Below are 12956 nucleotides of genomic sequence, written 5' to 3' on the forward strand. Positions count from 1 at the left end.
GAGGTCTACATGGAACAGCTTGCCAAACAAAATCACAACATCAAGCAGCAGCCTCAAACCGCAGTGCTGAACAAAAACTGTAAGTATCGAAGCCTTGTTTTTACCATCTTAGAACGCTTACAGGGAGCTCAACTCGAAGTCATCGAAGGGGATGAGCATTCAATATTTGGTGACAGAGAAGCGACGCTTCACGCCGAAATCGTTATTCATGATTCTAGTTTCTTCAAAGACGTTGTTCTTAACGGCAGCATCGGTGCTTCAGAAGCGTATATCGATGGAAAATGGACAAGCCCACACCTAACTCGTGTTATTCAGATTATGGCTCGCAACCAGCAACAACTCGATGAACTCGACGACAAGACACAATGGCTTTCTAAAATTAAAAACTTATTCCTAAGAAAGCAGAATGCCAACACAGAGCAAGGTTCAAAGCGCAACATCTTAGCCCATTACGATATTGGTAATGAGCTGTACGAGCGCTTCCTAGATCCATCAATGCAATACTCCTCTGCTATCTACAGCGAGCAAGCGAGCCAACTGGCAGACGCTCAACAAAACAAGATGCGTACCATCTGTGAACGTTTGGAGCTTACCGAGCAAGACAGCGTGGTAGAGATAGGCACAGGATGGGGCGGACTCGCAATCTTCATGGTGCAAAACTACGGCTGTCACGTCACAACCACGACCATTTCTGATGCTCAGCACGAGCTTGCTAAGCAGCGTATTGAAGCTCTCGGTCTGAGTAACAAAATCACCCTACTCAAAGAAGATTACCGTAATCTATCCGGTCAATATGACAAGCTAGTCTCTATCGAGATGATTGAAGCCGTTGGTCATGAGTATCTGCAAACCTTCTTTACCACCTGCTCTCAACTTCTTAAACCTACTGGAAAAATGTTGATACAAGCGATCACCATCGCAGACAGCCGCTACGAGAAGTATCGCAAAGGGGTCGATTTCATCCAGAAGTACATCTTCCCAGGAGGCTGTTTACCATCTGTAGCCGTCATGACTGGGCACCTCGCTCAAAGCACTGACCTTGTTGTCCAAGAAATTGATGACATCGGCTTGCACTACGCTCGTACTCTAAATGATTGGAATGTCGCGTTTGAGCAGAGCTGGGATGACCTACAAAGCTTAGGGTACTCAGAAGAGTTCAAGCGATTATGGACCTTCTACTTCTGCTATTGCGAGGGCGCATTCCTTGAACGCGTGATCAGCACTCACCACATTGTGGCGCGTAAGCCTCGCTACTTTGGAGCAAAAGATGAAACGGTTCTGGATTATTAACCTTGTTCTGTTTCAAGCCACCTGGGTAAGCAGTGCCTTTTTTACTGAGCAAGCCGTCTTTATAGCGCCGCTGTTGGTGGCGCTCCATTTCTTTCTCTCACCCACTCGTCGCGACGACTTCCGTGTTTTACTGCTGCTGCCCATCGGCCTACTTCTTGATAGTTTGATGATCGGTCTTGGCACCTTTTCCGCCCATCCAAACATTGCGAATCAAACTTGGTTTCCAGTGTGGCTCGCTTGTTTATGGGTGATGTTCTTAATCAGTTTCAACCACAGTCTTAATTGGATAATGAAATGTCCGAAAGTGATCCTCTTTCTCCTTGGCTTCGTAGGAGGTACTAGTAGCTACTGGGGCGGCATCAAGGCTGGTGCGCTTCAGGCCACATGGCCAGATGTTTGGGTGTTATCCACCCTTGCGGTCAGTTGGGGTTTGGTGATCCCACTGCTAGTGGCCGGCTACTCGTATCTAAACAAGCCTAATATGGCGGAGACAACGAGGTGACTTATGGCTTATTCATCACAGGGTCGTGCTAAAGCTCAGCGCCACCCTCATTATTCTCAATGGAAGCGCTACGTACTGTCGGTGCTTGCAACACTGTTTGCGTTCAGCGCCCTCGTATTCCACAACACCGCTAACGCCTCGCCAGTCGGTGACTTAAATAAGCAAGGCGAAGGTGAGATGACCTATCTTTTTTGGACGCTCTACAACGCCGAGCTGTACACCACCCCCACTCGCACAGAACAAGCACTGAAAATTGAATATTATCGTGATATCGACAGCAAAGACCTCGTCGATGCCACCCAAGACCAGTGGGAAAAACTCGGCTATTCAGACAGCAAAATAAAGAGTTGGATAGCCCCACTTTACGACATGTGGCCTAACGTCAAACAAGGCAGTACTCTGACGATTCGCGTATCAGAAAATCAACAAAGCCAATTCTATTTTGATGAGCAACCGATCGGCACCATTACTGATACCCAATTCGGCCCAGCCTTTCTCTCTATTTGGTTATCGGAAAACACGTCCGAACCAGAACTCCGTCAGCAGCTCCTCGGGCTCAACAAATAAAACAGGACACGATGAATGAAAACAGGATGGTTACTTCTACTTTGCTCTCTTTTAATTGGGTGTGGCTCTGCCAACTTATCCGAACATACGGGCACCACACCTGAGCTCAAACTCGAAGAATTCTTTGACGGCGACCTTATCGCCTATGGAATGGTACTTGACCGCTCTGGCAACCTGCTGCGCCGTTTTGAAGCAGATTTAGTCGCAGAATGGCAAGGTGATCAAGGCGAAATCAAAGAGTGGTTCCGCTTTGCCGATGGTGAGCGTTCCACACGAATTTGGAAGCTGACCAAAACTGGAGACAATACCTACACTGGCACCGCGGGAGATGTGATAGGCGAAGCCTATGGTGAAACCCAAGGCTCGGCACTCTACTGGCAATACACTCTAGAGATAGAAGTGGACGGTTCGATGTATGAAGTAACGCTCGATGACTGGATGTTCTTAATGGACGACAAACGCCTGTTCAACAAGACTGAGATGTCCAAATTCGGCTTCAAGGTCGGCGAAGTCATACTGTTTATTGAAAAGCGCTAACTACAGCTAGCGCCCAGACACAAATATCAGTTAAACACGCACAGCAGCGCATCAAACAAGCCTCGACTCACTCTTTGAGTCGAGGCTTGTTGTTTTCACCACCTCAAATCGGCTGTCCTATCACTAGTTTTCCTTTCAATAGCTTTTGCCTTTCATACTTGATAGCTATCTCCTATCAGAACAATAGAAACGTCCGAATTTACCCTCTGAGCCTCTCGAGGCAATATATCTCCATCGACGCAAGGCAGCGTCAAAACAACAAATTAAAGAGAGTAAAATCATGATCAACACAGAAATAAAACCATTCAACGCAACAGCATTCAAAAACGGCGAGTTCGTAGAAATCACAGAGCAAGACGTGAAAGGTAAGTGGGCAGTATTCTTCTTCTACCCAGCAGATTTTACTTTCGTATGTCCTACTGAACTTGTAGACCTACAAGAGAAATACGCAGAGCTTCAGTCTCGNGAAATCACAGAGCAAGACGTGAAAGGTAAGTGGGCAGTATTCTTCTTCTACCCAGCAGATTTTACTTTCGTATGTCCTACTGAACTTGTAGACCTACAAGAGAAATACGCAGAGCTTCAGTCTCGCGGCGTTGAAGTTTACTCAGTATCTACAGACACACACTTCTCTCACAAAGCATGGCACGATACGTCTGACAAAATCGGTACTATCGAGTACTTCATGGTAGGCGACCAAACAGGCACTATCACAAACAACTTCAACGTAATGCGTGAAGGTCAAGGCCTAGCAGACCGTGCTACGTTCCTAATCGACCCAGAAGGTGTTATCCAAGCAATGGAAATCACTGCTGAAGGCATCGGTCGTGACGCTGAAGACCTACTACGTAAAGTGAAAGCAGCTCAGTACGTTGCAAACAACCCAGGTGAAGTTTGCCCAGCAAAATGGAAAGAAGGCGAAGAGACACTAGCACCATCTCTAGACCTAGTAGGTAAGATCTAAGCATCTGCTCACCGATTCTACAGGCGCACCTCAGCCTGCCTCCTAAAGGGCTTTGGCGCGCCGCTTTAATACTCAAAACCACATCCACACGATGTGGTTTTTTTGTTTTTATTCAAAATGTTAGAAGAAATTTTTCGAGTCGATTAGTTTCACCGATTATTGATAGGTTTTACCTACCAAACTAATAGAAACGTCCGAATTTACCAATTGTGATGGTCAAGGCAATATAGCTCCATCAGCGCAAAAGAGCGCCCCCGAACAGAAAAGAAAAGTAGGCATATCATGTTAGACCAAGCAATGAAGCAACAACTGCAAACATACTTAGAATTCCTAAAAAATGACGTTAAGCTCGTTCTTAGCCTGGATGAAAGCGAAACAGCAAGCAAACTAGAGAAGCTGGCAAATGACATCTCAGAACTATCGAGCAAAGTTGTGGTTATCCGTGACGATAGTGCAAGTGATCGCAAGCCAATCATGCAAGTTCTAAACACAGAAAAAGGCACGAGCATCGGTTTCGCTGGTCTACCTATGGGTCACGAGTTCACGTCATTGGTATTGGCACTTCTACATAGCGGTGGTCACCCAATCAAGCTTGACGATGAAGTGATTGAGCAGGTCAAAAACCTTGGTCAACCGCTGAATGTTGAAATCTTCATTTCGCTGTCTTGCCAAAACTGTCCAGAGGTTGTGCAGGCGTTCAACATGATGTCTGCAATCAACCCGCTAATCAAAACAACCATGATTGATGGTGCAGCCTTCCAAGACGAAGTGAAATCTCGCGACATCATGGCGGTACCTAGCGTATTCATTAACGGCGAACTGTTCGGTCAAGGTCGCATGTCACTGGCAGAGATCCTAAACAAAGTCGATTCAGGCGCAGCAGAGAAAAAAGCACAAGCATTAAGCAAGACTGCTCCTTTTGATGTACTCGTTGTCGGTGGTGGTCCAGCAGGTTCTTCAGCAGCAATCTACGCAGCACGTAAAGGCATCCGCACTGGTGTAGTTGCAGACCGCTTTGGTGGCCAAGTAATGGACACAATGGCAATTGAAAACTTCATCTCAGTGAAAGCAACAACAGGTCCTAAACTGGTTGCAAGCCTAGAAGAGCACGTAAAAGAATACGGTGTTGAAGTGATGACTGAGCAACGCGCAGCTAACATCATCGACGCTGAAGACACAGAAGACGGTTACATCCACGTTGAGCTAGAGAGCGGTGCAACACTTCGCGCTCGCACTGTAATCACAAGTACAGGTGCACGCTGGCGTGAAATGAATGTTCCTGGTGAGCAAGAGTACCGCAACAAAGGCGTAGCATACTGCCCACACTGTGACGGCCCACTGTTCAAAGGCAAGAAAACAGCGGTAATCGGTGGTGGTAACTCAGGCATCGAAGCCGCAATCGACCTAGCGGGTATTGTTGAACATGTAACGGTTCTTGAGTTTGCAGACACACTGCGTGCTGACCAAGTACTTATCGACAAAGCAAACGCAACACCGAACATCGAAATCATCAAGATGGCACAAACAACACAAGTGCTTGGCGATGGCAACCGAGTAACAGGCCTTGAGTACAAAGACCGCAACACTGATGAGCTAAAACAGATTGAGTTGGCAGGTATCTTTGTTCAAATCGGTCTAATGCCAAACAGCGAATGGTTGAAAGGCACTAAGGTTGAGCTATCACCACGTGGTGAAATCGAAATTGACGCACACGGTGCAACATCAATGAAGGGTGTGTTTGCTGCAGGTGACGTAACAACCGTTCCTTACAAGCAGATCATCATCGCGATGGGTGAAGGTGCAAAAGCAAGCCTAGGTGCATTTGACCACCTAATCCGCAACCCAGCACCAGTCGCTAAAAAAGTAGCAGAAATGGCTTAATCAAACCGCGCGCTAAGCCTACCAAAATAGCAAACCACCACTGAATTCAGTGGTGGTTTTTTGTTTTGCACAACAGATAGCTATGCTGATTAGGTTCAATCTTGATAAGACTGAGAAGCCAGACGAATAAAGGCGTTGGTTTCCCCGTATTTTTTATACTCGCCTACACGCTGCACCACTTCAAAGAACAAGCCATTCACTTCCTTAGTATAAAAGTGGAAAAACGCACCCGTGTCATCTTCGGTGTAAAGAATGTTGTTTTGCTGCAGCTGTTCAATCGACTCATCTTCCAAATCGAACTGTGCCTGAATATCTAGATAGTAGTTATTCGGGATCTTCAATTGATAGATAGGCGATAGGTTAGCCGCTGCTTTGAAGATGTCTCGGCACTCGATCGCAATCTGATTGATGCTCGCCCCATTAGAGTCATTTAGGAATCGCTGAGCCGAAGTGCGCTTAGCACTGGTGCTGTTAAGGGCGATCTTAATGTTCTCGTTCGGGCTTTTGATGGTGCGACTGGTTATCAGGCCGTTGATGTCTGGCAGATCGAAGCTCTCTTCCGGCACAAAACCGAAAATGGATTTGTAGAAGAACAGATTTGATAGCAAGGTTTCAGGTGGCACGACTTGACCAATATGGTCAACGCGAATCAAATTATCATTTAGCGCAGATGTTTGCTCGACGGGCTTAAAGTCAACATCGTAGAACTTGTCTGCTTGGTTCTCATCTAACAGATGAATCATTAAGTTGCTTGAACTCTTGAGCGTTGGAATATCCAGCTCATTTTCTTGGCGAGCTTGGAAAATCGCAGGGCTATTGTAGCGTTTTGCCAGTTCAACCAAACGGTCTGAATCTTTGGTTAATACGCCTAACGCACACACAGATTCACCATGACCTTCTAAGTAAGCCTGAGCGTTGCTGTTTTTCTCGTAGTTAAAGACGAAGTTAATATCACCTACTTGGTAAAGGTCGACGTTCTTGCTCTTGTGGCAATGTGTTTTGCTAAAGCCTAATGACTCAATTACATCAGTAAATGGGTTATCTTCACGCTCTTTTACCGCAAATTCAATGAAGCTCAAATCAGACACGCTCGGCATCTCGAACAAATTGTTGGTCTGATCTTCTAGCCATTTCAGTGAGCGCACGCCATCAACTGCTTTCTCTTTCGGAGAAGAGGCTCGGAACTCATCGTTAAACACTTCATGAGAGAGGTAATCATCGTAACCTTTATCTTTGAGTGTTTTCACAAAGTCGATAACTGGGAAATCGCCTTGCCCCGGGAAGCAACGGTAGTGGCGGCTGTATTGCAAAATATCCATCTGCATTTTTGGCGCATCAGCGACCTGCACTAAGGCAATCTTTTCCACTGGAATATCTTCACGCAGCGTATCCAGTGTGTTGCCACGAGCAAACATGTGGAAGGTGTCCAATACCACACCAAGATTCGGATGATCGACCATCTTCACCAAATTCCAAGCATCATCGTAGTCGGCAATATGACGACCCCATGCCAGCGCTTCGTAACCCAGTTCCATGTCTTCACGCTTGGCCAGTTCTGCCAAGGCATGCAGATCTTCAGCGCAGCGGTCAAGATTATTGGTCGAGAGTGGATTGACGTTACTGCACATCATTAGGCGTTTGGTGCCCAGTTGATGCGCCAGATCCATCTTACGCTCCATCATCTTGTATTTCTTTTGACGAAGACCATCAGGCATCCCCTCCATGTCTCGGAAAGGTTGTAAAACCAAGATCTCAAGCCCCATGCTGTCAGCGATACGTTTAACATCGGCTGCAGAACCACGGTACTGAGTTAAATCATTTTCAAAAATTTCGATTGCATGAAAACCGGCTTTTGCCGCTGCATGCATCTTCTGTTCAAGAGTGCCAGATAGACAAACGGTCGCGATTGAATACTTCATCCTAAACTCCCTTAATTAACTAGTGCAGTAACATCTTGAACCGGAACGTATTGCTCCGTTTCTGTCGCTTTGATGATGGCGTCGATCACCAACAGATTTTGCAGGCCATCGTAAATGCTGACTTTTGGTGCCTGTTCTTCGCCACGAATTAGGGCGCAGAAATGCTCAAGTTGACGCTTAAGTGGATCTTCACGCGTTACTGGCTCTTGGCGCTCTTCCATCGCATTCCACCAAGAAGGCGTCACACCCTCTTTAAACGACTTAATCTGCATTGTCGGGATCGATAGCGAGCCGTTAGTGCCAGCAACGTGGTAGCAATCTTCAGTTTCATAAGTCGCGTAGGTCTTGTTCTCTTGCGAGGTTTGTTCCCAGCTGCGCGGGCTTGCCGAGGCATCGGACAGCATGAATGAACCCAGTGTACCGTTGGCAAATCGCAGCGAGATTGCGGTTGTATCTTCCACTTCGAACTCGCGGGTAGCGCTTGAATTGAGCGCTTGGACACCAACAATGTCGCCAACCAGATGACGCAGATTGCCAATCTCATGAATCATGTTAATTAAGATCGGGCCGCCGCCTTTAACTTTGCGCCACTCGCCTTCGTTGTAGTAGTAATCCGGTTTGTAGAACATGGCGCTGCCCATGATAGATACCGTCTTACCCAATTCGCCGCTGTCGATGATCGACTTAGCTGTCTCAAGCAGTGGGCTATAAGCACGGTGGTGACCAACCAGCATTTTTGCTTCTTCACGATTTGCGTGCTTAAGAAGCTCAATAGCATCTTCTATCGAATCAGTAACAGGCTTCTCGACAATGGCAGGCACGCCAGCATTGATACACTCGTGCGCTTGAATAGCATGCAGGCGATTTGGTGTCGCCAAGATCACACCGTCTGGCTTGTCTTGAGCAAACAGCTCTTCTAAGCTGGCGTAAACCTTAACGCCATATTCTTCGCCAACCTCTTTTGCACCCGGAGAAGGATCAACAATCGACGCCAACTGACATTGCGCGTTTTCAGAAACCAGTTTGATGTGTGTTTTCCCGATCAGACCTGCCCCAGCGACAGCAATTTTAACTTGTTCCATGTTATGACCTTATTTTTCATTCACGCTCTACAGGCGTCTATTTTTATGATGATGTTGTGATAGCAATTACGACGGACAGCGAGAGTCCAGAGGCTACCGTCGTGATAATTAGAGTGTTTAAACAGAAGCGTTGTTGTTGATATAGCCCACCTAAAATGGGGTAGATGGACAACATCGGTGACGCTGCAAAGATCAACAAGACATACTTGAGATCCCCTTCTACGGGTAGCGTCATCAGCAGTGCAACGACTACCAACGGGAAAAACACCAGCTTCATAGAAGAGACAAAAGCGATTCGTCTGAACTGCTCAAATTTCAGTGACTGCCCCAGCGCCCCACCGATAGCAAACAGAGCCAATGCAACCGATGTTTTCGCAAAAATGGATACCCCTTCCGTCATAAATTCTGGCAAGCGAATCCCCGCGATATTCACGACTAAAGCAAAGCTGATCGCTAAGATAATTGGGTTGCGACTAATACGACCCGCGACAATCTTTAGCTGCTCACTGATGCTTGACGAACGACCTTGAGCAAACTCCAGTGAAATCAAACTCAATGGGATAAACACCAGATTCTCAATCAGCACACACATTAAAAATGCTTCAATGAACTGACCGTCGTACAGCGATAACACGACTGGAAAGCCGACGAATGCGCTGTTTGGCATACCGCTGCCCAGACCATTGATGAAGCTTTCCGTCCAAGTGGACTTAAGTAAGCCTTTGCTGACCAATATCGCCACGGTCATCGCGCTCAAGCCAGCAATGGCATACACCAGCATGAAGTTGACGTGGATGACCTGCCCTAATTCAATGCTGCTCAAGCTGCTGATGATCACGGCTGGCAGCGATACATACAGCACGAACTTGCTCACCTCAGCGACGAATTGTTGGCTAAAAAAGCCTTTTTTGGTCGTGAGGAACCCTACTGCCACGATAAAAATCAGTGGCAGCAACACTTCAAATACAAACATTGTTTTTCTCTAGTAGCCGAATAACTTCGGTAGGAAGAGCACGCTCTGTGGTACGAAAGTGATAAAGAACAGCACCACGACTTCCAGTAGGAATAGAGGAATAACTTGCTTCGATATCGCAGCAATCCCAACCTTGGAAATGGTATTGGAGACAAACAGACAGATGCCCATTGGTGGTGTAATCAAACCAATCATTAGGTTGAAGATAACCACAATGCCAAAGTGAACAGGGTCGATACCAAAGCTCATCGCAATCGGATGGAAGATTGGGATCAGAATCAGCATGGCTGCAATGCCTTCAAGGAACAGGCCCACCGCCAGTAGGATTAGGTTCACCATGATTAGGAACATAATCGGATCTGAGATAGTGCTAAGCACCTGTTGGCTGATGTATTGAGGTACACGCGAGAACGTCAGCAGCCAGTTTGCTACAGAGACAACAGCAATCAGAATCAATACGATAGAAGAATCGCGCATTGAACGCATAAACACTTCAGGTAAGTCGCTGAGTTTGATTGATTTGTACATGAACATGCCGACCGACAGCGCATAGAATGCAGCAAATGCGGCCGCTTCCGTCGGCGTTACAATACCCATTAGAATTGAGCCAAGGATAAAGATTGGCATCGTCAGTGGTACAAAGGCTTTAACCAAAGCTTTGCGACGACTGGTTCGCACACCGGTGTTCACAATCTTATGTTTGGTCGCATAGAAGAAAACAAACACTGACAGGGCGATTGCCGACAAGACACCCGGAACAATACCCGCTAAGAACAGAGCAGGAACCGAGACACCACTGGCGATAAGCGCGTAGATGATCACCGGAATACTCGGTGGAATCATAGGACCAATCACCGAAGAGGCAGCGGTCAGTGCTGATGAGAACTCTTTGCTGTAGCCCTCTTTTTCCATTTGAGGAATAAACACTCGGCCCAGTGCAGAAGTGTCTGCTACCGCTGAACCTGAGATCCCGGCAAACATCACCGAAGACCAGATATTTACTTGTGCTAAACCACCACGGAAATGACCAACCAAGGCGTTAGCAAAATCGATAATACGATTCGTAATACCACTCTTGTTCATCAGCTCACCAGCAAGAACAAACAGTGGAACAGCCAGAATAGAGTATGAGTCTAATCCGCTAAAAATTCGTTGTGCAACAAGGCTGATTGAGATTGGAGTGCTCGTTACGTAGAACGACATAGCCAAAATAATGGCAAACACTAACGGAACACCAAATACGAGCATACCGCCCATTAAAGCTATTGATGGCATAGTAGATCCTTATACATCGCCTTGAGTGAGAGAAGAGACTGGCGCATTGGCGCGTCGAGATAGCGTGACGTGTTGTGCTAAACGCAATAGAGCGGCAACAAACAGACAGATACCACCAACAACTAACGCAGACTGGAAGTAGTACATGCTCAAGCCAATACCTGGTGATTCAATACCACCGCGTTTCATAACAAATAGGTAGCCGGAGTAAGTCATGATGCCCGCCGATACTAGCACTGCGATATCAACCACAATCGCCAATACCTTTTGGAAAATCGCCGACTTAACTGAATCTAAAACCGAAAATTTAATGTGCAGCCCTTCTAAGTAACAGAGAGACGTACCAAACATCACACCGTAAATCATTGAGTACTTACACAGCTCTTCACCCCAAAGAATTGAGGTATTGAAGAAATAGCGTGAGATGGTAGTGACCAGCATGACTGCAAACAGTACAAACAGAGACGAACCTGCGCAGAATGCCAATAGTTTTTTATATTGTTCCATCATAATTCCCTATCTCCTTGGGAAAGCGCAGCATTGAGACCATCAATGCTGCGAACATCAGAGTTACTTCGTTGCAGTCTCAACCGCTTGGAGTGCGCCATCGATCCATTTCGAATCTACGGTGCCTTCAAGCCATTTGATTACCGCAGGCTGAGTTTTGTCGCGGAATTGCTTCTGTTGCTCTGCTGTCAATGACGTGATCTTCATGCCCTTCTTACCTAGCGTTTCTAGACCTTCTGCAGAGTTAACCTGCTGAACAGCTCGGCCAACCGTACCTGCAACTTGCGCTGCACGATCGATGATCGCGCGGTCTTCATCCGATAACCCTTGGTAAAAGTCATCATTCATTAATAAGAAATCGGTGCCATAAACATGACCATCCAGCGTGATGTACTCTTGTAGCTCGTAGAACTTATTTGCGCTGATAACGCTCACTGGGTTTTCTTGACCATCAATAACACCGGTTGTTAGAGCTGCTGGTACTTCTGGGAAGGCAATAGGCGTTGGCTCAGCGCCTAAAGATTTCAGCAACTCAACATAAAGTGGGGTTGTCATTACACGAATTTTTAGACCTTTTAGGTCGTCAGGAGATTTGATTTCACGCTTCGAGTTTGTGAAATGACGAAAACCTGTTTCACCGTACGCTAGGTTGCGCAAGCCAGTCTGTTTTAAACACTGCTCATTGAGCTGCTGGCCAAACTCACCATCTAACACTTCCCAAGCAACAGGTGCTGAAGGGAATAAATACGGGATCTCTAGAACATTGGCTTCTTTACATAGCTTAGAATAAGCACCCGACACCATTGTCATGGTCAGCATTCCCTCTTGCGCAGACTGAAGCAGTTCAGTTTCGCCACCAAGTTGGCCCGATGGGTAGATGTTGACTGCAATACGACCGCCAGACTCCGCCTCTACGATATTTTTAAATACCTGAGTCGCTGCGCCCTTCTTAGAAATCGTCCAATCCTGAGAGTCAACGTGACCAATCGTAATGTCGATATCCGCAGCTGATGTGTTTGCAGCAAATGCCAGTGATACAGCCAGTGATAGTGTTTTTATAGTTTTCATTCGATGGAACCTCCTGTTTCATTGCCGATAAAACTAACACTGGGAATTAACAAAACAAAATTCACTTACTGAAAGCATTATTCAAAAATTAGATAACCTGCGTTATAAAAGAGTTGTTCACAAATAAAAATAAACATAATAAATCAAAAACTTAAAACCAAAGAACAAGCATAATTTCCATCAATAATTGGTTAAATTTGATATTTTACAAATTCGTTAAATTTGGAGAATGAAGTCACACTTTAGAAACAATATATCATTCGCTACTTCATTGAGTGTTTGAATTCCGTTACTAATATGTCCATAGATAAGGGCGTCGAGTATTTCGAGCTACATCATACTTAGAGTTATAACTCTAAGTTTAAAAAGTGTGATTTATTTCATATTCCAT

At 46.1% G+C, this 12956-nt stretch carries 12 protein-coding genes; 6 read left to right on the forward strand and 6 right to left on the reverse strand.

Annotated features, from left to right (window positions below; translation table 11 throughout):
- The first annotated feature begins 9 nt into the window (after window positions 1-9).
- The 6 genes from L1D60_RS01080 (at window position 10) to ahpF (ending at window position 5741) form a co-directional block, all read left to right on the forward strand.
- Window positions 10-1290, forward strand: a complete 1281-nt coding sequence (locus L1D60_RS01080; RefSeq protein ID WP_239839335.1) for a cyclopropane-fatty-acyl-phospholipid synthase family protein — start codon at window positions 10-12, stop codon at window positions 1288-1290.
- Window positions 1268-1792 carry a DUF2878 domain-containing protein gene (locus L1D60_RS01085; RefSeq protein WP_239839336.1) on the forward strand — a complete coding sequence of 175 codons (525 nt, stop codon included), beginning with the start codon at window positions 1268-1270 and terminating at the stop codon, window positions 1790-1792. Before L1D60_RS01080 ends, L1D60_RS01085 begins: the two co-directional genes overlap by 23 nt.
- Before the next feature lie 3 nt (window positions 1793-1795).
- The gene (locus tag L1D60_RS01090; protein ID WP_345772850.1) at window positions 1796-2359 is read left to right on the forward strand and encodes a chalcone isomerase family protein; all 564 of its coding nucleotides are present in this window, start codon (window positions 1796-1798) and stop codon (window positions 2357-2359) included.
- A 15-nt stretch (window positions 2360-2374) separates the two neighbouring features.
- Window positions 2375-2896: a DUF3833 domain-containing protein gene (locus L1D60_RS01095; RefSeq protein WP_239839337.1), complete on the forward strand. Its 522-nt coding sequence runs from the start codon at window positions 2375-2377 to the stop codon at window positions 2894-2896.
- Window positions 2897-3176: 280 nt separating this feature from the next.
- A complete protein-coding gene (ahpC, locus tag L1D60_RS01100) occupies window positions 3177-3860 on the forward strand; it encodes an alkyl hydroperoxide reductase subunit C (RefSeq protein ID WP_239839338.1) in 684 nt (227 codons plus the stop codon).
- 282 nt (window positions 3861-4142) lie between these two features.
- On the forward strand, window positions 4143-5741 hold the full coding sequence (gene ahpF, locus L1D60_RS01105) for an alkyl hydroperoxide reductase subunit F (protein ID WP_239839339.1): 1599 nt from the start codon (window positions 4143-4145) through the stop codon (window positions 5739-5741).
- Between the two features lie 95 nt (window positions 5742-5836).
- Here ahpF and L1D60_RS01110 read toward each other — a convergent pair whose 3' ends face one another.
- From L1D60_RS01110 to L1D60_RS01135, 6 genes are all read right to left on the reverse strand, one after another.
- Window positions 5837-7660: a sugar phosphate isomerase/epimerase and 4-hydroxyphenylpyruvate domain-containing protein gene (locus L1D60_RS01110; protein WP_239839340.1), complete on the reverse strand. Its 1824-nt coding sequence runs from the start codon at window positions 7658-7660 to the stop codon at window positions 5837-5839.
- An 11-nt stretch (window positions 7661-7671) separates the two neighbouring features.
- Complete coding sequence (locus L1D60_RS01115) at window positions 7672-8742, reverse strand: Gfo/Idh/MocA family oxidoreductase (protein ID WP_239839341.1); 1071 nt, start codon at window positions 8740-8742, stop codon at window positions 7672-7674.
- A gap of 43 nt (window positions 8743-8785) precedes the next feature.
- Window positions 8786-9715 carry an AEC family transporter gene (locus tag L1D60_RS01120; protein ID WP_239839342.1) on the reverse strand — a complete coding sequence of 310 codons (930 nt, stop codon included), beginning with the start codon at window positions 9713-9715 and terminating at the stop codon, window positions 8786-8788.
- Window positions 9716-9724: 9 nt separating this feature from the next.
- Window positions 9725-10990, reverse strand: coding sequence for a TRAP transporter large permease (locus tag L1D60_RS01125; protein WP_150896982.1), 1266 nt, complete (start codon window positions 10988-10990; stop codon window positions 9725-9727).
- 9 nt (window positions 10991-10999) lie between these two features.
- The gene (locus L1D60_RS01130; RefSeq protein ID WP_239839343.1) at window positions 11000-11497 is read right to left on the reverse strand and encodes a TRAP transporter small permease; all 498 of its coding nucleotides are present in this window, start codon (window positions 11495-11497) and stop codon (window positions 11000-11002) included.
- Between the two features lie 63 nt (window positions 11498-11560).
- Entirely contained in the window at window positions 11561-12565 is a 1005-nt protein-coding gene (locus L1D60_RS01135) for a DctP family TRAP transporter solute-binding subunit (RefSeq protein WP_239839344.1), read from the reverse strand.
- Window positions 12566-12956 lie beyond the last annotated feature (391 nt).

This window comes from Vibrio sp. Isolate30 (genome assembly GCF_022397975.1).
Lineage (GTDB): Bacteria > Pseudomonadota > Gammaproteobacteria > Enterobacterales > Vibrionaceae > Vibrio > Vibrio fortis.